The organism is Microbacterium sp. 70-16, from assembly GCF_001898315.1.
Taxonomy (GTDB): domain Bacteria; phylum Actinomycetota; class Actinomycetes; order Actinomycetales; family Microbacteriaceae; genus Microbacterium.
This window is the reverse complement of the sequence record NZ_MKTQ01000010.1, coordinates 157,999-179,348: the sequence shown is the minus strand read 5'-3', so window position 1 is coordinate 179,348 and position 21,350 is coordinate 157,999. Positions and strand designations below refer to the sequence as shown.

The window sequence follows — 21,350 nt, the reverse complement described above, 5'->3', positions numbered from 1 at the left end:
GATCATGCTCCTTCGGATGAGGACTCGGATGCGTTGTGTGTGTGCTCCTCGGGCCAGTACAGGCGCCGCGGATTGTCGACCAGGAGAGCGTGCTGCAGCTCGGCGGTCGGTGCGATGTGCGGGATGAAATCGACCAGCAGCCCGTCATCGGGCATGTGGTCTTTGAGGTTGGGGTGAGGCCAGTCGGTGCCCCACAGCACGCGATCCGGGAACTCTTCCACGACGCGGCGCGCGAACGGGACGACGTCGGTGTACGCGTTCTGCTCGCCGTCGAGGGCCCGCGGGCCCGTGACGCTGAGCCGCTCGGGGCACGAGACCTTGGTCCATACGTTCGGGTTCTCGCGCAGGAACCGCAGGAACAGGCCGAACTCCGGGCCGTCGGGATCCTTTGTGACGTCGGGGCGGCCCATGTGGTCGACGACGACATCGGTGGGGATGCCCGAGAAGAAGTCGTACAGGTCAGGCAGGTCAGCCGCCTCGAAGTAGATGACGACGTGCCAGCCGAGCGGGGCGATCTTCGCGACGATCTCGTCGAGGGCATCCGTCGGCACGGCATCAACGAGCCGCTTGACGAAGTTGAAGCGGACGCCGCGGACGCCGGCCGCATGCAGCGCCGTGAGCTCTTCATCGGTCACGTCGCGGCGCACCGTCGCGACGCCGCGCGCGCGGCCGCCGGCGCGCTCGAGCGCGTCGACGAGGGCGCGGTTGTCGGCGCCGTGGCACGTCGCCTGCACGACCACGTTGCGCTCGAACCCGAGGTGGTCGCGCAACGCGAACAGCTGATCGGCCGATGCGTCGCACGGGGTGTACTTGCGCTCGGGCGCATACGGGAACTGCGCGCCCGGCCCGAACACGTGGCAGTGCGCGTCGACGGCACCCGCCGGCAGGCGGAACGTCGGCGTCGACGGCCCGTCATACCAGTCCAGCCACCCCGGCGTCTTCTCGAACGCACTGGTCCCCGAGCTTGTCGAGGGGCCGCCCGCTGCGTCACGCATGGCTCACTCCTTCACGTACTCGAGGCCGGCGGCGGCGAGCGGCCCGCGCATGTTGTAGAGGTCGAGGCCAAGCACGCCCTCGCGGAACTTCTGCCGCTTCGACTCCTCGTTCGCCTCGCGGGCGGCGCTCGCGTCGGCGACGGCGCCGACCAGTTCGCGCGGCACGACGACGACGCCGTCGATGTCGGCGACGACGACGTCCCCAGGGTTCACGAGGGCGTTGGCGACGACGACGGGGATGTTCACCGACCCGAGCGTCGCCTTGACCGTCCCCTTCGCGTTGATGGCGCGAGAGAACACCGGGAAGTCCATCTTCTCGAGGTCGGCGACGTCGCGGACGCCGCCGTCGATCACGAGGCCCTTGCAGCCGCGGGCGGCCAGCGAGGTCGCGAGCAGCTCGCCGAAGAAGCCGTCTTCGCTCTCGGTCGTGCACCCCGCGATGAGGACGTCACCCGACTGCACCTGCTCGGCGGCGACGTGGAACATCCAGTTGTCACCCGGCTGCAGCAGCACCGTGACGGCCGGGCCGCACAGCTTCGCGCCCGAATACGCCGGGCGGATGTAGGGGCGCAGCAGGCCCACGCGACCCATCGCCTCGTGGATCGTCGCGACGCCGAACTGCGACAGCCGCGCGACGTCGTCGGGGTCGGGGCGCGGCGTGTTGGTGCGGACGATCCCCAGGTTGTTCAGCCGGGTCGGGGCGGTGGTCTCGGTCATGGCGGGTCCTCTCACGGTCTCAGGCCCAGCGGCCCTGCGCGGCGAACGCGCGGTCGAGGCGGGGGTAGACACGGCGGGCGTTGCCCTCGAAGACGGCGGTGCGCGCGGCATCCGTCAGGTTCGGCGTGGCGTCGACGTAGCGCTTCGTGTCGTCGAAGTAGTGGCCCGTGCGGGGGTCGATGTCGCGGACGGCGCCGATCATCTCGCTCGCGAACAGGATGTTCTCGGTCGGGATGACCTGCGTGAGCAGGTCGATGCCGGGCTGGTGGTACACGCACGTGTCGAAGTAGACGTTGCCGAGCAGGTGCTCTTCGAGCTCGGGCTTGCCGAGGGCCATCGCGAGCCCGCGGAACCGTCCCCAGTGGTACGGAACAGCCCCGCCGCCGTGCGGGATCACGAGCTTCAGATCGGGGAAGTCGCGGAACAGGTCGCCCTTGAGCAGCTGCATGAAGGCCGTCGTGTCGGCACCGAGGTAGTGGTCGCCGGTGGTGTGGAACTGCGGCTTGCACGACGTGGACACGTGGATCATCGCGGGGATCTCGTACTCGACGAGCTTCTCGTAGATCGGGTACCACGACCGGTCGGTGAGCGGCGGTGCGGTCCACAGCCCGCCGGAGGGGTCGGGGTTGAGGTTGACCGTGACGGCGCCGAGCTCTTCGACGGCGCGGGTGAGCTCGCCCAGCGTCGTCGCGGGGTCGACACCCGGCGACTGCGGCAGCATCGCGCCCGGCAGGAACCGGTCGGGGAAGAGCTCGCTGACGCGCGCGCACAGGTCGTTGCAGATGCGCGCCCACGTCGCGCTGACGGCGAAGTCGCCGATGTGATGGGCCATGAAGGATGCCCGGGGGCTGAACACCGTGACGTCACTGCCGCGGTCGTTCATGAGCCGCAACTGGTTCTGCTCGATCGTCTCGCGGATGTCGTCGTCGCTGATCTGCAGCGCAGCCGGATCGGGGGCGTCGCCCTGGCCGTTCGCGAACGCGATCTGCAGGTCGCGCCACGCGCCCAGCTGCGCCGGGGCGGTCGTGTAGTGGCCGTGGATGTCGATGATCACCGCGTGTCGTCCTTGTCACTCGAGAAGCTGATCCCGACTCTAGGTCGGGGGTTGTATATAGTCCAATAGAGGTCAATGCCACTGCCCATCGAGCGGATCTATAGATGCCGATCAGCGATCTGAATCAGTTGCGCACGTTCGTCGTGCTCTACGAGCTGCGCAGCGTGACCGCCGCGGCGGAGTCTCTGCACGTGACGCAGCCGACCGTCAGCTACACGCTGCGGCGCCTGCGCGAGCGGTTCGGCGACGACCTGTTCCGGCGCGAGGGTCACGAGATGGTGCCGACGGGCAAGGCGACGCAGCTGTTCGGCCCGATCCACGACGCGCTGGCTCAGATCGACCAGACGGTCGACGAATCGGATGCCTTCGAGCCGGCATCCTTCACCGGCGCCGTCGCGATGGGGCTCACCTCGATCGGCGAGCAGACGTTCCTGCCGCCGATCATGGCGGCGCTCGAGAACGAGGCGCCGCGGCTGCACCTGCAGGTCGAGCGCCTCGATTCCGACCAGGTCGAGGACGGACTGATCCGCGGCACAGTCGACCTCGCGATGACGGTGTCGATGATCGACAGCCCGCGGCTGTGGCGCACCCACGTGCGTGCGGTCGAGTACGTCGCACTGTCGGCGGCGGCGCATCCGCTGCCCGAGACCGGGCCGGACATGTTCGAGGGGCGGCGGTTCGTGCGGGTGTCGGCGCGCGGCGGGCACATCTTCCCACTGCAGGCGCTGACCGAGCACGGACTCATGCCGCAAGTGGTGCTGACGGTCGAGGAATACGCGACGGTGCCGGCCGTGCTGCAGTCGACCGACCTCGTCGTGCTCATGCCGCGGCACGTCGCCGAGGTGTTCTGCGGCTGGTTCCCCGGGCTGAAGATCGCCGACCTGCCGTGGCCCGGGCAGAGCACGCCAGTGTCGGTGTACAGCCGCCGCGAGGCGAGCCTGTCACCGGCGCAGCGGTGGATCCGCGCGCTCGTGCTCGACTCGGTATCGGCCGGCGAGTACCGGCGCGGTCAGCGGTAGTCCGCGGCGACTTACCGTGAGTTGACTTCGATTTGCGGGTCAATTCACGGTAAGAGGAGTCAGGAGCCCTTGCGATTCCAGCTGGCCTTCGCCGGGGCGAAGGGGCTGCGGATCGGGATCGTCCACGACGAGTGCGGGTGGATGCGCAGCAGCGCCGTCTCGTAGAACGCGCGCGCCTGCTCGGAGAGCGACGGAACGACGGCCTCGCGGTCGAGGTCGTCCTCGGGGCGCGGGCGCAGGGCCTTCCAGACGAGCTGCACTTCCGGTGCGCCGGTCGGGATGCCGTCGAGGTCGAGCACCGCGGCATCCCACGGCAGCGTCAGGCGCGGATCGCGCTTGTAGACCCACGCACGCGGCGCGCCGTCTTCGACGTTGAGCTGCACCGCCCAAGCCCCCGCGGCGTCGTCGCGGATGAGCACGGGCTGGAGGTCGGCGTCGGCCGGCGCCTGCACGAACGGGACGATCGCATCGGTGGCGTCGTCATCATCGTTCGCGCCCGCCGCTGGGGCCCACGCGCTGTACCCGTCGGGCAGGGCGTCGATGAGGGAGGCCAGGTCGGATGCCACGACGCTCACATCGATGTTCGGGCGGGGGCGGATGCCTCGCCCCAGCCACCGGTCGAGGGCGGAACCGCCCGAGAGCCACCAGCGCACCGGCGCGGCGGCCAGCAACTGCGCCACGCCCGCGGCGTCGAGCGGCGCCCAAGCGAGGTCGGCGGCAGTGGCGGGTGCGGTCATGCACCGAGGCTACCGCGCGGGTGCGCGCTCATCGCCCCCGCCCGCTCACTGGCGGCGCAGCCGACCGACGACCCTTGCGATGAGGCGCCAGCCGACGAGGAACACCAGCAGCACGATCGCCGCGACGATCACGAACGCGACCTGTACGCCCTGGCCGCTGGCCGCCCGCAGGATCATGCCGCCCGCGACCGTCACCGCCCACACCGGCAGACCCGTCCGCACGGGCGCGATCGGCGCCCGCCACGCGAGCGCGATGGCCCAGCCGATCACAAGTCCCCCCAGGAACGGCCACGCCGTCGTCCACAGCCCGGCGAGCGCCAGCGCGTCCTCGTCGTGGCTCGCGCGCCCGATCGCAGCGAACACGACGACGAGCACGACATCGACGACACCCGCCAGGACGATCGCCCGCGACGACGAAGAACCTGTGCCGGACGGATGCTGCGTGCTCACTCCTCCACGCTACTCGGCCGCTCGAGCATCGCCTGCAGGCCGTGGAACAGGGCATCCGCCTCGGCGGCGGCGAGGTGCCCCGTGAGCTCGCGCTGCACCTCGACCACCAGCGGCGCGAGGCGCGCGCGCTCCGCGGCGCCGAGTTCGGTCAATCGCACGACGTTGCGGCGCGCGTCTCCCGCCGACCGCTCGCGGGTGATCAGGCCCGCATTCTGCATGCGACGCACGAGGTCGGCGATCGTGGAGCGATCGAGGTCGACCTCGTCGCAGAGCTCGCGCTGGCTGGCCTCGCCGCGCCGCTCGAGCACCAGGAGGATGCTGTACTGCGCACTCGTGATCTCAGCCGACGCGACCCGCGTCCACGTCGCGAGGTGCAACTGCTGGGCCCGCCGGATCAGGTTGCCGACGTGGCGCTGCGGCTCGGAGAGGTCGCCGTCGTTCACGGCATCCATCCTGTCAGCGCCTCGCTCACCCGCCCGACCGTCATGCGACGGCGGGGTCGAGCGTCGGCATGAGGATGCCCCGGAAGAACTCGCCGAGCTCGGCGCGGGCACCGAGCGGCAGCACGTGCGCGACGTACTGATCGGGTCGGACGATCACGATCGCTCCCGCGCGGGCGATGCCACGGCGGGTGAAGATGTCGTCGTCGGGATCAGCCGCCCACGCCTTCTCCCAGTCCTGCAGGCCGAACGGGCCTGAGGTCGGCAGCAGGATCGCCGGGAGCGACGTGACGTCGATGTCGTGGTGCGAGCCGCGGAAGATGCCGTGCACGTCGATCACGGCGTCGGCATCCGCGCCGGCGCCGTCAACATCGGAGGTGCGGGAGGCACCGGATGCCCCGGATGCCCCGCCGGGCGCGAACAGGCGCGCGGGCGACTCCGCGGCATCCGTCCACCACTGCGCGAACGCGCGCAGGCCATCGCCGGTCTCGTCGCCAAACGCGTAGACGCGCCACCGACCGTCTGCGACGTGGGTGTGGCCGAGGTGCATGCCGCGGCCATCGGCGATGCGCCGCACGGGCGCCGCGTGGAAGCGCCGGCCGATCTCGAACCCGGTCGCGAGCTCCTGGTGCTCGCTCGTGCCGGTCAGCCGCGACGGCGAGTACGTCGTCGCGAGGCCGGCCGTGTAGCGACCCTGCCGGGCGAACTCGGCCTGCATGTCGGCCGGGGCGACACCGCCGCGCTCGGGGTGCGCGGGGTCGAGCGCGGGCTGCGCGATGAAGCTCGACCAGTGCCGGTCGAACGCGATGAGGTCGGCGGCGATGCGCTGGCGCTCTTCGGAGTAGGTGCGCAGCAGCGTGGCATCCGAGCGACCCTGCAGTACCGCGGCGAGCTTCCAACCCAGGTTGAAGGCATCCTGCATCGACACGTTCATGCCTTGCCCGGCCTTCGCGCTGTGCGTGTGGCACGCATCGCCCGTGAGGAACAGGCGCGGCACGGCGTTCGGCGCCGCATCCGGGGCGAGGTCGTCGAAGCGGTCGGCGAGGCGCTGGCCGACCTCGTACACGCTCGACCACACGACCGAGCGCACGTCGATCGAGTACGGATGCAGGATCGCGTTCGCGACCTCGGTCAGCTGCTCGGCGGTCGTCGCGCGGACCGCGGTGTCGCCCGCTTCGATCTCGCCGAGGTCGACGTAGCAGCGCACCATGTTGCCGCCCTCGCGCGGGATCATCAGCAGCGTGCCCTTGCCCGCCGACTGCACGACGTTCTTCGTGCGCCAGTCGGGGAAGTGGGTCACCGCGAGCACGTCCATGACGCCCCACGCGTGGTTCGCGGCATCCCCTTCAAGACGGATGCCGAGGGCGCGCCGCACCGCGCTGCGCGCGCCGTCGCAGCCGACGACCGACGACGCGCGGACGGTGAACTCGGTCCCCTCGTCGGGCCCGGCCGTGCGGCGCAGCGTGACGACGAGCGGATGCCGCGGGTCGCTCTCGTCTCGCCGGTACCCGACGAACTCGATGCCGTAGTCGACCTCGAGCCGCGACGACGAGCGCGCGGCGTGCTCGAGCAGGTACTGCTGCATGCGCGCCTGGTTGACGATGACGTGCGGGAACTCGCTGAGGCCGGCGGGGGTGTCCTCGACCCAACCGGTGCGCTCGATGCGCGAGCGGTCGGCGTCGGACGGACCCCAGAACCGCACCTCGCCCACCCAGTACGCCTCGCGCAGCAGGGCGTCGGCGAGCCCGAACGCCTGGAACATCTCGACGGTGCGGCACGCGACGCCGTCGGCGTGGCCGACCTGCAGCGGCCCCTCGCGGCGCTCGATGACGCGCGTCGTGATGTCGGGGAACGCGGCCAGCTGCGCCGTCAGCACGGCGCCTGCGGGGCCGGTGCCGACGACGAGCACGTCGACGACGTCAGGGAAGGCGGCGCCGCGGGCGAGCGCCTCGGGGGCTGCGGGCTGAAGGTCGGGGTCACCGGGACGGTACCCGGCGCGATAGAACTGCACCTGATCTCCTTCGATCGTCCGACATCACCGTCGGATTAGTTGGGGTGCCAACGATTGTAGCCGCCCACGCGCGTGAGAAGGTAGCCCCGTGGCGAACTCACGCTCCGGCGACTCGATGGCGAGCCGCATCGTGCGCGTCCTCGACACGTTCGGGCCCGACCGCACGGTGCAGACCGCGAGCGACATCGCCCGCCGCGCGGGCCTGCCGAGCTCGAGCGCGCACCGGATCGTCGCCGAGCTCGCGGCATCCGGCCTGCTCGAGCGCGACGACGACGGACGCGTGCGCCTCGGCATGCGCCTGTGGGAGCTCGCGCTGCGCGGCTCGACCGCGCTGCGCCTGCGCCAGGCGGCCCTCCCCCACATGGCGCGCGTGCAGGAGCGCATTCGCGAGCACACGCAGCTCGCCGTGCTCGAGCGCGATGAGGCGCTGTTCCTCGAGCGGCTGTCGCACCCGGATGCCGGGGCGAACATCACCCGCATCGCGGGGCGCCTGCCGCTGCACGCCTCCTCCTCCGGGCTCGTCCTGCTGGCCTTCGCCGACCCCGCGGTGCGCGAGCGCGTGCTCGCTGAGCCGCTGCGCGCCGTGTCGCGCGAGACGGTGACGGATGCCGCGGTGCTGCGCGAGCTGCTCGCGGGCATCCGCCGTTCCGGCTTCGTCGTCGCGCCGGGATCTGTCGAGACGGTGTCGACGGGGGTCGCCGTGCCGCTGCGCGATCGGGGCGAAGTCGTCGCGGCGCTGTCGGTCGTACTGCCGCGCGAGGTCGCGCCCGATGCTGCGCTGGCGGCGCTGCGCGATGCGGCCGGGGCGATCGAGGCGGAGCTGCGGGCGCGCAGATAGCTTCCCGTTGAATGGGAATCTTACGCGCCCGCGGCGCGTGCGGGATCACACTTGTCGGCATCCGGGAGTCACCTCCCGCCCGTCGAAGGAGACGCCCATGAGCACCGCTGCCACCACTGCTGCCACTTCTGCCGCCGCCATCCGGACGCAGGTCGCGATCGTCGGAGCCGGGCCCGCGGGGCTCGTCCTGTCGCACCTACTCGCCGACGCCGGGATCGACTCGATCATCATCGACCAGCGCTCGCGCGCCGACATCGAGACGACGATCCGCGCCGGCATCCTGGAACAGGGCACCGTCGATCTGCTGCGCGCGATCGACCCGCACACGCGCGTCGACGAGGTCGGCATGCGGCACGACGGGATCGAGCTGCGGGTGCGCGGCGAGGGGCACCGGATCGACTTTCCGGGGCTCGTTGGGCGCAGCGTCTGGCTCTACCCGCAGCACGAGGTGCTGAAGGATCTGCTCGCGCTGCGGCTGGGCGCGGGGCAGGACATCCGCTTCGGCGTCACCGCCGAGCGCGTCGACGACGCCGCTTCCGCGCGTCCGCGCGTGATCGCGCACACCGCCGACGGTGCCCCGCTCGAGATCGAGGCCGACTTCGTCGTCGGCGCCGACGGGTCGCGGTCGGTCGTGCGGGCGGCGGTGGCCGGGGCATCCGGCGACGGGTACTTCCGCGAGTATCCGTTCGCGTGGTTCGGGATCCTGTGCGAGGCTCCGCCGAGCGCGGACGAGCTCATCTACAGCAACTCCGACAGCGGGTTCGCCCTGATCAGTCAGCGCAGCCCCGAGGTGCAGCGGATGTACTTCCAGTGCGCGCCCGACATCGATGCCGCCGCGATGACGGATGCCGAGATCTGGGACACCCTGCAGGCGCGCGTGCCCGGGACGACGCTGCGCGAGGGGCCGATCTTCCAGCGGGATGTGCTGCGGTTCCGCAGCTTCGTCGCGCGCGAGCTGCGCCACGGGCGCGCGGCGCTCGTCGGCGACGCGGCGCACACCGTGCCACCCACGGGGGCGAAGGGGATGAACCTCGCGATCGCCGACGTGATCGTCCTCGCCCGTGCGCTCGAGGCGCTGCTCGTCGGCGGCGACGAACGGCCGATCGACGGGTATGCCGAGCGGGCCCTCGACCGCATCTGGAAGGCGCAGCACTTCTCGTGGTGGATGACGAGCATGCTGCACACCGCCCCCGACGCGACCGAGTTCGACCGCCACCGCCAGGCCGGCGAGCTGCGCTCCGTCGTCGAGTCCGAGGCCGGGCGCACGTTCCTGGCGGAGGCGTACACGGGGTGGCCGGTGGGGTGAGGCGTGGGTGGGGGCTTGCGCGGCGGGTGGCGCGGGGCGGGCTGCTTGCGCGGCGGGCGGCGGCTGGCCGCCCCGCTCCGCCTTCATCCGTCCCAAGATGCGGCCACCCGCGCCACGAAGCGACAACACGGGACGGATGAGCGCGCTCGCCCACGCGCACCCCGCGCGTCATCCGTCCCAAAGTGCGGCCTCAGCCGCCGCCACCCCGCAACATCGGACGGATGAACGGATGCCCCGCCGGCGCCCCGCCGAGCGGATGCGCCCCGTCAGCCGGCGAGCACGCCGGCGGCCTGCCGGGCGGCGCCGAGCGCGACGTACTCGGCGGGGGGCGGGACGTCGACGGGCACACCCAAGAGGTCGGGGGCGATCCGGCGGACGGCCTCGGACTGCGCACCGCCGCCGACCAGCAGCGCGCGCTCGATCGGCACGCCGAGGTCGCGAATCGCGTCGAGTCCCGCTGCGAGGCCGCGCAGCATGCCCTCGACGGCGGCGCGGGCAAGGTTCTCGCGCGTCGTCGAGGCGAGGGTCATGCCGGTGAGCTCCGCCGTGGCATCCGGCAGGTTCGGCGTGCGCTCTCCCTCGAAGTACGGCAGCAGCGTCAGCCCGCCGGCGCCGGGCGCGGCGGCGAGGGCGAGCTCGCTGAGCTGTGCGTGGTCGACGCCGAGCAGCCGGGCGATCGCGTCGAGCACGCGCGCAGCGTTGAGCGTCGCGACGAGCGGCAGGAAGTGACCGTCGGCCGACGCGAAGCCCGCGACCGTGCCGGTCGCGTCGTGCACCGGGGTCTCGCTGACGGCGAAGACCGTGCCGCTCGTGCCGATCGAGACGACGACATCGCCGACGGCGGCGCCGACGCCGAGCGCGGCACCGGCGTTGTCGCCCGCACCCGCGCCCACGCGGCGACCGTCCGCGTCAGTGACGAACGCGTCGGCGGCGAGCACGCGCGGCAGCGCCGCGCCGTGGCCGAGCGCGGCGACGAGCAGATCGCGGTCGTACGCGCCGGTCTGCGGATTCCAGTAGCCCGTGCCGGAGGCATCCGACCGATCGGTGACGAGCTCATCGAGTACGGGCCCGCGCGCCGAGACGCCGGCCGGACCGAAGCCGCGCAGCCGCCACGTCAGCCAGTCGTGCGGCAGCGCGACTGCCGCGACGCGCGCCGCGTTGTGCGGCTCGGCATCGCGCAGCCAGCGCAGCTTGGTAATTGTGAAGGATGCCACGGGCACGAGCCCCGTGCGCGCCACGAGGGCCTCGGCGCCGAACTCGGCGATGAGGTCGGCCGCGGCCGGTGCCGATCGCGTGTCGTTCCACAGCAGCGCGTCGCGAATGACCGCGCCGTCTGCGTCGAGGGCGACCATGCCGTGCTGCTGCCCGCCGATCGCCCACGCCTCGACGTCGGCGAGCCCCCCGGCATCCGCGATCGCCGCCTGCAGCGCCGTCCACCACGCCTCGGGATCGACCGACGTGCCATCGGGGTGACTCGCACGCCCCTGCCGCACGATCGCGCCGCTCGCCGTGTCGACGATCACGACCTTGCACGACTGCGTCGAGCTGTCGACGCCCATCACGAGTGCCATCTCGGCATCCTCTCTCATCTACCCACCCGCGAGACTGCAGTGTCGCACCGAGACTGCAGCCAGCGCGTGCAGTCTCGGTGCACCACTGAAGTCCCGCGGTCAGGGAAGGCTCGCGGCCGCCGGCGGTCGCGGGGTCGGGCAACCCGCGACGCCGGCGGCCGGGGCGGGTCAGCGGGCGCCGAGCAGGTGCTCGGTCGCGAGCTGCTGCAGGCGCACGAAGCCGAAGCCCTTGCCGCCGAAGTAGGCGTTCGCGTCGAAGTCCTCGAATGCGCTGCGGTCGGCGAGCAGGTCGTCGTACGACTCTCCGGATGCCAGGGTGGGCGTCTTCAGCTCGGCCACGCGGGCGGCGGCGAGCGCCTCCTGCACCTCGGGGTCGGCGCGGAAGGCCGCGGCGCGCTCCTTGAGCAGCAGGTAGGTGCGCATATTGGCCTTGGCCGACTCCCACACGCCGTTCTCGTCCTCGGTGCGCGAGGGCTTGTAGTCGAAGTGACGGGGGCCCTCGTACGCGGGGCCACCGCCCACGCCACCGTTCTCGAGCAGGTCGACGAGGGCGAACGCGTTGTGCAGGTCGCCGTGACCGAACACGAGGTCCTGGTCGTACTTGATGCCGCGCTGGCCGTTGAGGTCGATGTGGAAGAGCTTGCCGTGGTACAGCGCCTGCGCGATGCCGGCGGCGAAGTTCAGGCCCGCCATCTGCTCGTGCCCGACCTCGGGGTTCAGACCCACCAGCTCGGGGTGCGCGAGCGTCTCGATGAAGGCGAGGGCGTGGCCGACGGTCGGCAGCAGGATGTCGCCGCGCGGCTCGTTGGGCTTGGGCTCGATCGCGAAGCGGATGTCGTAGCCCTTGTCGATGACGTACTGGCTCATCAGGTCGACGGCCTCGCGGTAGCGCTCGAGCGCTGCACGCACGTCCTTCGCCGAGTCGTACTCGGCACCCTCGCGGCCACCCCACATGACGAACGTCTGCGCGCCGAGTTCGACACCGAGCTCGAGCTGACGCATCGCCTTGCGCAGCGCGAAGCGGCGCACGTCGCGGTCGTTCGAGGTGAAGCCACCGTCCTTGAACACCGGCGCCGAGAACAGGTTCGTCGTGACCATCGGCACCTTCAGGCCGGTCGCCTCCAACGCGCCCTTGAGCCGGTCGATCTGGTTCTGGCGCTCGGCGTCGGTCGATCCGAACGCGAACAGGTCGTCGTCGTGGAACGTCAGGCCATACGCACCGAGTTCGGCGAGCTTCTCGACGGCGTGCACGACGTCGAGCGCGGGGCGGGTCGGGCCGCCGAACGGGTCGGTGCCGTTGTAGCCGATGGTCCAGAGGCCGAAGGTGAACTTGTCGGCGGGCGTGGGGGTGGACATGGTGCTCCTTTGCGCAGCATCCGGAATTGTTGTTAGACACAACCTATACCGAAGGGATGCCCCGCGTCCACCCCCGAGCACGCAGATCGACCGATCTGGTTCGCAACTCCCGACCAGATCATCGAAAGATGTCAGAATCGCGGTGAAGGAGACTGCATGACCGAGCCCCGCGTCACCCTGGCCGAGATCGCCGCCGAGGCGGGCGTCTCGCTCGCGACGATGTCGAAGGTGCTCAACGGTCGCACCGACGTCTCACCCGCGACCCGCACGCGACTCGAGGCCGAGCTCAAGCGCCACGGCTACACCAAGCGCAGCGCCGGCCGGCGCAGTGAGACCATCGAGCTGGTCTTCCACGAGCTCGAGTCGAGCTGGTCGATGGAGGTCATCGCGGGGGTCGAAGAGGTCGCGCACGCGGCAGGGCTGTCGGTACTGCTGACGGTCAGCGGCGACCGCCACGCCCCGGCGGACGACTGGATCGACGGCGTGCTGCGCCGTCGCCCGCTGGGCGTCGTGCTCGTCTTCTCGGATCTCGCGTCCCCGCATCGCGACAAGCTCCGCTCGCGCGGGGTGCCGTTCGCGATCGTCGATCCCGCCGGTGACCCGGCCCCCGACGTGCCCTCGGTGGGTTCGGCGAACTGGTCGGGTGGGCTGCTGGCCACCCGCCACCTCATCGAGCTCGGACACACCCGCATCGCCGCGATCACGGGCCCCGAAGACATGATGTGCTCCCTCGCCCGCGTCGACGGCTACAGGTCGGCGATGAATGCCGCCGCACTGCCCGTCGACCCGGACTGGGTGCGCTTCGGCGACTTCCACCCGGCCGGTGGTCAGAACCACGCGCGCGAGCTGCTGTCTCGGCCCGACCGGCCGACCGCCGTCTTCGCCGGCAGCGACCTGCAGGCGCTCGGGGTCATCGCCGCCGCCACCGAGGCGGGGCTCAGCGTTCCGCGCGATCTGTCGGTCGTCGGCTACGACGACATCGCGCTCGCCCGGTGGCTGAGCCCGCAGTTGACGACCGTGCATCAGCCGCTGCGGCGGATGGGTGAGGAGGCCACCCGCATCGTGTTGCGCCTCGCCGAAGGCGAGTCGGTCGACACGCTGCGCATGGACCTGGCCACCCACCTCGTCGTCCGTGGCAGCACGGCGCCGCCGGCCGCCTGAGGCGCCGGGCGGACCGACCCGCCGCCCAACCCGGCCGCCTAAGCCGGCGGTCGCGCGACCACCCGCTCACACCCGAGTCAGCGTCACCTCCGGCACCAAGGCCCGGGTGTGGTCGACGACGCGCGTCGGCCCCGTCACGCGAACCGTGACTGCCGAGGCGAGATCCGCCGACGAGCGACCGGCACTGAGCGCGATCTGGCCGGCATCCACGATGCGCTCGAGCGTGCGCCCCGTGTACGCGAACAAGTCCGCACTCACCCGGAACCGCACTTCGCACGCGGCGCCCGCCGGCAGCGCGACGCGCGCGTAGCCGATGAGTCGCTGCACCGGGCGCGGGGTCTGCGCGACCGGGTCGTGCAGGTACAGCTGCACAATCTCGACGCCGTCGCGGTCGCTGTCGTTGGTCACACGCAGCGACACCTCGACGGTGCCGTCGGTCGTCATCGCGCCGGCCGAGGCCGTCAGCTCCGACCAGGTGAACGACGAGTACGAGAGCCCGTGCCCGAACGCGAACGCGCTCGACGGATCGATGTTCGAGACCTCGGTGCGGCGCGCGAGCGGCGGCGCGAGGTACGTCGACGGCTGCGACCCGAGCGTGCGCGGCACGCTCACCGGCAGCCGCCCACTCGGGTTCACGCGGCCGCTCAGTACGCCCGCGATCGCCGACGCGCCCTCCTCACCGAGGAAGAAGCCCTCGATGATCCCGGATGCCTCGTCCGCCGCCCGGCCCAGCGCGTAGGGCCGTCCGGCCAGCAGCACCAGGACGACCGGCACACCGGCATCCAGCATCACGTCGACGAGCTCCTGCTGCGCACCGGGCAGAGCCAGCGACTCGGCATCGCAACCCTCACCGCTCGTGCCGCGGCCGAACAGACCGGCCCGATCGCCGAGCGCGAGTACGACGATGTCGGACTCCTGTGCGAGCGCGACGGCCGCGGGCAGGCCGTCGCGCTCGCCGCCGTCGACCGTCGTGCCGGTTGCGTGCACGACCTCAGCGTCGGGGAACTCCGTCCGCACGGCATCCAGCAGAGTCGAGATGCCGATGCCGAGGTCGACCCCGGGATGCTGCGAGACGACGTGCGTCGGGAACGAGTAGCAGCCGAGCATCGCGTAGGGGTCGTCTGCGTTCGGGCCGATCAGCGCGATCCGCCGCGGCCTCGCAGCCGGCGTCGCCCCGCCGCCACCGGCACCGCCACCCTCGCCACCAAGCGGCAGCGTCCCGTCGTTGCGGACGAGGACGATGGCCCGCTCGGCGAGGCGCTGCGCGAGCGCGCGGTTCTCGGCCGGGTCGAGGTCGACGCGGCCGCGCACCGCCTCGGGGTCGGACAGATCGAGCCCTGCGAGTGCCTCCGGCACGGGCGACCAGTCGTCGTCGAGCAGGCCGAGCTGCTGTTTCTGTCGCAGCACGCGGCGCAGCGCGGCATCCACCAGGGCTTCGTCGATGACGCCGTCGGCGACGGCGCGGCGCAGCGGTTCGCCGAACGTCTTCACCGTCGGCAGCTCGACGTCGATGCCGGCCGCGAGCGCCTGGCCCGCGGCATCCGCCCACGAGTCGGCGACGCCGTGCACCAGTTTCAGGAACGCGATCGAGAAGTAGTCGGCGACGACCGTCCCCTCGAAACCCCACTCCTCGCGCAGTAGGTCGGTCAGAAGGCTCTTGTCGGCAGCCGTCGGCACGCCGTCGAGGTCGGTGTACGCGTTCATGACGCTGCGCACGCCCGACTCGCGCACGGCCATCTCGAACGGCGGCAGGACGACATCGTTCAGCTCGCGCGGGCCGATCGACACGGGCGCGAGGTTGCGCCCCGCCTTCGACGCCGAGTAGCCCGCGAAGTGCTTGAGTGTCGCGACGACGCCGGCCGACTCGACGCCCTGGACGTAGGCGGTCGCGATCGTCCCGACCAGCAGCGGGTCTTCGCCGATCGTCTCCTCGACGCGACCCCAGCGGGCGTCGCGCACGACGTCGAGCACCGGCGCGAGTCCCTGGTGCACACCGACGCGGCGCAGGTCGGTGCCGATGCGGTGACCCATCTCGGCCACGAGGTCGGGATCGAAGGTCGCGCCCCACGACAGCGGCACGGGGTAGGCGGTGGCGCCCCACGCGGCGAAGCCCGCGAGGCATTCCTCGTGCGCGAGGGCGGGGATGCCGTGCCGGGACGCCGACCGGATCCGCTCCTGCGTCCGCGCGAGCGAGAGCGCCGCGGTCGCGGCATCGACCGGTCGCGTGCCGAACGGCCGCGTGAGCTGCCCGAGGCCCAACGGCAGCAGCGCGTCGAGATCAACGACCTCCTCGAGGTCGTGCTGGTGCGGCGCGACGTCTCCGCCGGCATCCGATGCCCCGACCCACACGCCGTACAGCTGCGCGATCTTCTCCTCGAGCGTCATCGCGCCCACGAGCGCGTCGACCCGAGCCTCGGCCTGCGCCCCGTCCTGTGCCGCAACCTGGGTCGCGGTCCGCGCCGACGAGGCGAGTTCGATGCCGGTCATCCCTTCACCGCCCCGGTCAGACCGCCGACGATGCGCTTCTCAGCGAGCAGGAAGAACGCCAGCGCGGGCAGCATCGACAGCGACGTGTACGCGAGCACGGCGCCGGTGTCGGCGGAGTACTGCGTCGAGAACTGCTGCACGCCCAGCGGCAGGGTCCACAGCTCTTGGGGCATCCCGCCGGCCGCCATGATCAGCAGCGGCAGCAGATACGCGTTCCACGAGCCGATGAAGGCGAGCACGCCGACGGTGACCAGCCCCGGCATCGACAGCGGCAGCAGGATGCGCCAGAAGAAGCCGACGCGCGTCGTGCCGTCGATCGCGGATGCCTCTTCGAGCTCTTGCGGGATCGCCCGCAGGAACGGCACGAGGATGATGATCGTCGTCGGCAGCGCGAAGGCGACCTGGGGGATGATCAGGCCGAGGAACGAGCCCTGCAGTCCGAGATCGCGCAGCAGTATCGACAGCGGCAGCGCCGCCACCGTCACGGGGAACATGAGGCCGGCCGCGAACAGCGCGTACAGTGCCTGGCGCCCGCGGAAGACATACTTGGCGAGCACGAAGGCGGCCATGACGCCGAGGACGACGGCGCCCAGCGTCGTGCCGAGGCCCACGATCGACGACGAGAACACCGAGCCCCAGAACCGCGGCGACGACAGCACCGTCAGATAGTTCTGGAAGTACCACGGGTCGGGGAAGCCCGCGGGGTTGGCGTTGAGATCGGGCGTCGAGCGGAATCCGCTGATCCACACGTACAGCACCGGGACGATCGAGACGACGACCAGCAGGACCGCGATCAGATAGACCCACGGTTGCGACCACGAGAAGCGGCGTGAGGGGCGGACGCGCGTGCGCCCGCCGGTGACGATGGTGACCGTGTCGAACATCAGCGAACTCCGCTGGTCGTGGCGCCGGCGAGGTCGCGGCGCATGGCGAGACGCTGGTAGGTGAGGGCCACCACGAGCGAGATGACGAAGAGGATGACCGCGATCGCGCTGCCGTAGCCGGGTGCTCCCTGGCCGTTCTGCAGCATGTACACCGCCATCGTGTTGGTCGCACCGATCGGGCCGCCGCGGGTCGTGACCCAGACCATGTCGAACAGCTGCAGCGAGCCGATGATCGACAGGAACGCCCAGATGCGGATCGTCGGCCCGAGCAGCGGCAGAGTGATGTGCCACTGGATCTGCCACCAGTTCGCGCCGTCGATCGCGGCTGCCTCGTGCAGTTCCTCCGGCACGCCCTGCAGCCCGGCGAGCATGAGCAGGATCGCGAAGCCCAGGTACTTCCAGGTGAGGATGCCGAACATGGCGGCCAGCGCGATGTCGGGGTTGGCTAGCCACGGCTGCGCCAGGTCGCCGAGCCCGATCGCCTCGAGCAGGGCGTTCACGCCGCCGCGCGGCGAGAGCAGGAGCTTCCAGGACAGACCAGCGATGACCTCGGCGAGCACGTACGGCACGAAGATTGCCGCACGGATGAAGCTGCGCCCCCGCAGCTTGCGGTTCAGCAGCAGCGCGACGGCGATCGCGAGCGGCCCCTGCACGAGCAGCGAGGCGATGAGGATCGTGAAGTTGTTGCCGATCGCGCCCAGGAACTCGGGGTCGGTGAGCGCGCGCACGTAGTTGTCGAACCCGACGAACCGCTCGAGCGGCGTCAGACCGTTCCAGTTGAAGAGGCTGTACACCGCCGCGAGCGCGACGGGCAGGATCACGAACGTCACGAAGACGATCAGCGCGGGGCCGACGAACAACCCGATCTCGAGCCACTTTCGGGCATCTGCGCGGCGGCGCGGCGGGCGGACGGCGGGCGCCGCGACAGGCGCGACGAGCTGAGCGGTGGGGGCGGTCATGCGTGGGTTCCTCAGGTTGGGGGCCTTCCCGGCCGTCGGGGCGCGCGGCGCCCGCTCGACGGCCGGGAAGGCCGGGACTCACTGCGCGGCGGCAGTGTCCTCGAGTGCCGTGACGATGTCGGCCGGGGTCCCGGCTCCGCCGAACAGAGCCACGATGGCGTTGTTCAGCGGGTTGCCGAACGCCGGGCCGAGGTCGCTGTCGAGCCACAGCTGCACGTAGTCCGCCGCGGCGAGCGCGTCCGAGCTCGCCTTGAGGTTCGCGTCGGTGAGCTCTGCCGCTGCCGCGGGGTTGGTGGGCACGCCCGCACCGCTGGCGGCAAAGCGCTTCTGCACGTCTTCGCTGAGCAGGTACTCGACCAGCTCGACCGCCTCATCGGGCGCGTCCTTGTACACACCCCATCCGTCGCCGCCGCCCATGACGACCGCGTCCGAGCCGGTCGACGGGAACGGGTACCACCCGAGCCACTCGGGCACCGTCTGGTCGGGCGTCAGCGAACCGATCACACCGGCATCCCACGGACCCATGAACTCGGATGCCGCGTTGCCGTTGGCCACGAGCCCTGCCGAGCTGTCGGCGCCGGTCTGCGCGGGCGTCGCGAGGAACCCGTCGTTGAAGGGCTCGGTCGCGAGGAAGTCCTCCAGCTGATCGCCGGCCTCGAGCCAGCAGGGGTCGCTGAAGTCGAGCGCCGGGATCGCCGTCTGCAGCACGTCCTGTCCGCACGCGCCGATCGCGAACTGGTACCACCAGTGCCCGGCCGGCCAGCCGTCTCCGGCGCCGACCGCGAACGGCGTGTAGCCCGCGGCCTTGAGCTTGCCGACGGCATCCTTCAGTTCGTCGTAGGTCGACGGCAGCGTCGTGATGCCGGCATCGGCGTACTGGTCCTTGTTGTACCAGATGCCGGTCGCGCCGAAGGTGAAGGGCAGACCGTACTGCTTGCCTTCGTACTTCCACGGGTTGACGGTGGCGCCGAGCGCGTCGATCGTGTCGGTGAGGCCGCTGAGGTCCTTGAGGTGACCGGCTGCCGCCTGCGCGCGCACTTCGCCGCCGGGCCACACCTGGAAGACATCCGGCGCATCGCCGGAGGTGAGGGCGTTGGGAATGAGGGTGCGCTGCAGGTCTTCGTTCTGGTAGCCGGTGACCTCGACCGTGACGCCCGGGTGGGCCTGCTCGAACTCGGCCGCGATGTCTTCGTAGAGCCCCTTGAGCGGGTCGGAGGTCGCGTTGTGCCACCACGTGATCATGATGGCGTCACCGCTCGCGTCGCTCGATGACGGCGACGACGTGCCCGTGCATCCCGCGAGGGTGGCGATCGCCAGCCCCGCGGCGGCAAGTCCTGCCGACAGCCGCCTCATGCTGTGTCTGTTCATCATTGAACCTCTCTCGTCTCTGAGTTTCGAAAGTTTCGGATGGTGCACCGAAAGTGATCGGAATATCGCAAGGATAGGGGGCATCCAATTCGTGGTCAAGCCCAACAAATAGAACCTCGGATGCCGTGAATATCGGCCACCGAACAACAAACCCGCCCTACACCCCTACAGTGGACGAATGAGAGACGCAGCCGGAGTGCGACAGACCAACCTCGCGCGGCTGCTGCAGATCGTGCACCGCGACGGCCCGCGCTCTCGCGCCGAGCTGACCGAGATCACCGGCCTGAACCGCTCGACGATCGCCGACCTCACCGGCGAGCTGGTCGACTCGGGCCTCGCCGTCGAACGGGCACCCGACCCCGTCGGTCGCGTCGGTCGCCCCTCGCCCATCGTCGCCGTCGATCCGCGTGTGGTCGCGATCGCGGTGAACCCCGAAGTGGATGCCCTCACGATGGCCGCGGTCGGTCTCGACCAGGGCATCCCGGCACGCATCCGCATCGACGTGCCCGACCTGCTCACGCCCGAGCAGACGGCGCAGATGGTCGCCACGCAGATCGCGGCGTGGCGCAGCGGCGAGCTCGCGAAGCACCGCATCGTCGCGATCGGGGCGGCCGTTCCGGGTCTCGTGCGCGCGGCGGACGGGCTGGTGCGCGACGCGCCGCACCTGCAGTGGCGTGACGTCGCCCTGCGCGACCTTCTCGCCGAGGCGACCCGACTACCGGTGGTGATCGGCAACGATGCAACCTTCGGTGTCACGGCTGAGCACCTGTTCGGCGCAGCGCGCGGCGTGACCGACGTCGTCTACCTCAACGGCGGCGCGAGCGGCATCGGCGGCGGGCTCATCGTGAACGGCCTGCCCGTGTCGGGCGCGGGCGGTTATGCGGGCGAGTTCGGCCAGAACCGCCCGCGCATCGCGCTCGACGCCGACCGGCGCGCGGAAGAGGGCGTGCTCGAAGACGAAGTCAGCCGCAACCGGCTGCTCGAGGTCGTCGGCATCGCCGGCGCCGACGAGCCGACGCTCGCGCAGGCTCTCGCCCGCAGTGACCGCGCCGAGGTCGCCGCCGAGGTCGCGCGGCAGCGGCGTGTGCTCGCGACCGCGCTCGCCAACGCCGTCAACGTGCTCAATCCGCACGTCGTCGTGCTGGGCGGGTTCCTCGCGACGCTCGCCGGCGAGGATCTGGACGCCCTGGCATCCGCCGTGCGCGCACAGGCGATGCACGCCGCGGGCGAAGACCTCGCGATCCACCCCGCCGCGCTCGGCGAGGACCGCCTCATGATCGGCGCGGCCGAGGCGGCATTCGCCGACCTGCTGCGCGACCCCGCGGGCTACGCCCCGGCCGAGCGGTAATATGTTTGGTGTGACGACAAATAGCGAACCCGCGGAGCGCCTCGCCCGACTGATCGAGGAGCACGACGACGTGCGCGCCCTGTTCGCCGAGGAGTGGATCCGCTACCGCACCTCGACGGTCCTGCCCGAACTCACGCGGGAGGCGCAGTCGACGTGCGCGCGCATCAACCGCATCTTCTTCGATGACCCCGCCGAGGCGCTGCGTCTGTTCCACGAGCTTGTGCCGGGAGCGGGCTCGGGCATCGACTTCCGTCCGCCGCTGAACCTCGACTACGGCGTCGGCCTGACGATCGGCGACCGCACCTTCATCAACAAGGACTTCCTCATCGTCGGCGGCGGGTACGTCACGATCGGCGTCGACTGCCTGATCGGTCCGCGCTGCAGCATCTACACGCCCCACCATGCGGAAGGCGTCGACCGGCGCCGCGCCGGGTGGGAGCGGGCTCGGCCCGTCACGATCGGCGACAACGTCTGGCTCGGCGGCTCGGTGACGATCACGCCGGGGGTCACGATCGGCGATGACGCGATCATCGGAGCGGGATCCGTCGTGACGCGCGACATTCCTGCCAGAGTCGTTGCGGCGGGCAACCCGTGCCGCCCTCTGCGGCCAATCGCCGCCGACTGATCCCGACGAACCACCCCCGCGTGC

19 protein-coding genes are annotated in these 21,350 nt (G+C 71.1%); 6 read left to right on the top strand and 13 right to left on the bottom strand.

Going from position 1 to position 21,350, the window contains the following annotated elements:
- Window positions 1-2 precede the first annotated feature (2 nt).
- The 3 genes from BGO46_RS03725 to BGO46_RS03715 are packed head-to-tail and all read right to left on the bottom strand — an operon-like array spanning window position 3 to window position 2,766.
- Window positions 3-995 (bottom strand): amidohydrolase family protein, encoded by a 993-nt coding sequence (locus BGO46_RS03725; protein ID WP_292673176.1) that lies wholly within the window; start codon window positions 993-995, stop codon window positions 3-5.
- Window positions 996-998: 3 nt separating this feature from the next.
- Window positions 999-1,712: a 4-carboxy-4-hydroxy-2-oxoadipate aldolase/oxaloacetate decarboxylase gene (gene ligK / locus BGO46_RS03720; RefSeq protein ID WP_292673178.1), complete on the bottom strand. Its 714-nt coding sequence runs from the start codon at window positions 1,710-1,712 to the stop codon at window positions 999-1,001.
- Between the two features lie 19 nt (window positions 1,713-1,731).
- The gene (locus BGO46_RS03715; RefSeq protein WP_292673180.1) at window positions 1,732-2,766 is read right to left on the bottom strand and encodes an amidohydrolase family protein; all 1,035 of its coding nucleotides are present in this window, start codon (window positions 2,764-2,766) and stop codon (window positions 1,732-1,734) included.
- Window positions 2,767-2,870: 104 nt separating this feature from the next.
- Between BGO46_RS03715 and BGO46_RS03710 the strand changes: the two genes are divergently transcribed.
- On the top strand, window positions 2,871-3,785 hold the full coding sequence (locus tag BGO46_RS03710) for a LysR family transcriptional regulator (RefSeq protein WP_292673182.1): 915 nt from the start codon (window positions 2,871-2,873) through the stop codon (window positions 3,783-3,785).
- A 59-nt stretch (window positions 3,786-3,844) separates the two neighbouring features.
- Here the strand turns inward: BGO46_RS03710 and BGO46_RS03705 are convergent, their stop codons facing one another.
- From BGO46_RS03705 to BGO46_RS03690, 4 genes are read right to left on the bottom strand one after another with little or no spacing between them, the layout of a single operon-like run.
- Window positions 3,845-4,522: a hypothetical protein gene (locus BGO46_RS03705; RefSeq protein WP_292673184.1), complete on the bottom strand. Its 678-nt coding sequence runs from the start codon at window positions 4,520-4,522 to the stop codon at window positions 3,845-3,847.
- A 45-nt stretch (window positions 4,523-4,567) separates the two neighbouring features.
- Window positions 4,568-4,972 carry a DUF3054 domain-containing protein gene (locus tag BGO46_RS03700; RefSeq protein ID WP_292673186.1) on the bottom strand — a complete coding sequence of 135 codons (405 nt, stop codon included), beginning with the start codon at window positions 4,970-4,972 and terminating at the stop codon, window positions 4,568-4,570.
- Complete coding sequence (locus BGO46_RS03695; protein ID WP_292673188.1) at window positions 4,969-5,424, bottom strand: MarR family winged helix-turn-helix transcriptional regulator; 456 nt, start codon at window positions 5,422-5,424, stop codon at window positions 4,969-4,971. The genes BGO46_RS03700 and BGO46_RS03695 overlap by 4 nt, the downstream gene beginning before the upstream one ends.
- 31 nt (window positions 5,425-5,455) lie before the next feature.
- On the bottom strand, window positions 5,456-7,423 hold the full coding sequence (locus BGO46_RS03690) for an FAD-dependent monooxygenase (RefSeq protein WP_292673190.1): 1,968 nt from the start codon (window positions 7,421-7,423) through the stop codon (window positions 5,456-5,458).
- 88 nt (window positions 7,424-7,511) lie between these two features.
- Between BGO46_RS03690 and BGO46_RS03685 the strand changes: the two genes are divergently transcribed.
- Both BGO46_RS03685 and BGO46_RS03680 read left to right on the top strand, forming a co-directional pair.
- A complete protein-coding gene (locus tag BGO46_RS03685; protein ID WP_292673192.1) occupies window positions 7,512-8,261 on the top strand; it encodes an IclR family transcriptional regulator in 750 nt (249 codons plus the stop codon).
- A 97-nt stretch (window positions 8,262-8,358) separates the two neighbouring features.
- Window positions 8,359-9,567, top strand: a complete 1,209-nt coding sequence (locus BGO46_RS03680) for a 4-hydroxybenzoate 3-monooxygenase (RefSeq protein ID WP_292673196.1) — start codon at window positions 8,359-8,361, stop codon at window positions 9,565-9,567.
- Window positions 9,568-9,833: 266 nt separating this feature from the next.
- On the opposite strand, the gene xylB is transcribed toward BGO46_RS03680, so the two are convergent.
- Together xylB and xylA are read right to left on the bottom strand one after the other, a co-directional pair.
- Window positions 9,834-11,138 carry a xylulokinase gene (gene xylB, locus BGO46_RS03675; RefSeq protein ID WP_292673199.1) on the bottom strand — a complete coding sequence of 435 codons (1,305 nt, stop codon included), beginning with the start codon at window positions 11,136-11,138 and terminating at the stop codon, window positions 9,834-9,836.
- Between the two features lie 168 nt (window positions 11,139-11,306).
- Window positions 11,307-12,494, bottom strand: coding sequence for a xylose isomerase (xylA, locus tag BGO46_RS03670; RefSeq protein WP_292673201.1), 1,188 nt, complete (start codon window positions 12,492-12,494; stop codon window positions 11,307-11,309).
- Between the two features lie 156 nt (window positions 12,495-12,650).
- Here xylA and BGO46_RS03665 point away from each other — a divergent pair, with 156 nt between their 5' ends.
- Entirely contained in the window at window positions 12,651-13,655 is a 1,005-nt protein-coding gene (locus BGO46_RS03665; protein WP_292673203.1) for a LacI family DNA-binding transcriptional regulator, read from the top strand.
- A gap of 66 nt (window positions 13,656-13,721) precedes the next feature.
- Here BGO46_RS03665 and BGO46_RS03660 read toward each other — a convergent pair whose 3' ends face one another.
- The 4 genes from BGO46_RS03660 to BGO46_RS03645 form a co-directional block, all read right to left on the bottom strand.
- The gene (locus tag BGO46_RS03660; protein ID WP_292673206.1) at window positions 13,722-16,142 is read right to left on the bottom strand and encodes a glycoside hydrolase family 3 N-terminal domain-containing protein; all 2,421 of its coding nucleotides are present in this window, start codon (window positions 16,140-16,142) and stop codon (window positions 13,722-13,724) included.
- Window positions 16,139-17,026, bottom strand: coding sequence for a carbohydrate ABC transporter permease (locus BGO46_RS03655; protein WP_292673209.1), 888 nt, complete (start codon window positions 17,024-17,026; stop codon window positions 16,139-16,141). Before BGO46_RS03655 ends, BGO46_RS03660 begins: the two co-directional genes overlap by 4 nt.
- Window positions 17,026-17,985, bottom strand: coding sequence for a sugar ABC transporter permease (locus BGO46_RS03650; RefSeq protein ID WP_292673212.1), 960 nt, complete (start codon window positions 17,983-17,985; stop codon window positions 17,026-17,028). The genes BGO46_RS03655 and BGO46_RS03650 overlap by 1 nt, the downstream gene beginning before the upstream one ends.
- Window positions 17,986-18,063: 78 nt before the next feature.
- The gene (locus BGO46_RS03645) at window positions 18,064-19,338 is read right to left on the bottom strand and encodes an extracellular solute-binding protein (RefSeq protein ID WP_292673215.1); all 1,275 of its coding nucleotides are present in this window, start codon (window positions 19,336-19,338) and stop codon (window positions 18,064-18,066) included.
- A 193-nt stretch (window positions 19,339-19,531) separates the two neighbouring features.
- Here BGO46_RS03645 and BGO46_RS03640 point away from each other — a divergent pair, with 193 nt between their 5' ends.
- Together BGO46_RS03640 and BGO46_RS03635 are read left to right on the top strand one after the other, a co-directional pair.
- Entirely contained in the window at window positions 19,532-20,701 is a 1,170-nt protein-coding gene (locus BGO46_RS03640; protein WP_292673218.1) for an ROK family transcriptional regulator, read from the top strand.
- 1 nt (window position 20,702) lies between these two features.
- The gene (locus tag BGO46_RS03635) at window positions 20,703-21,326 is read left to right on the top strand and encodes a sugar O-acetyltransferase (RefSeq protein WP_292673220.1); all 624 of its coding nucleotides are present in this window, start codon (window positions 20,703-20,705) and stop codon (window positions 21,324-21,326) included.
- The last annotated feature ends 24 nt before the right edge of the window (window positions 21,327-21,350 follow it).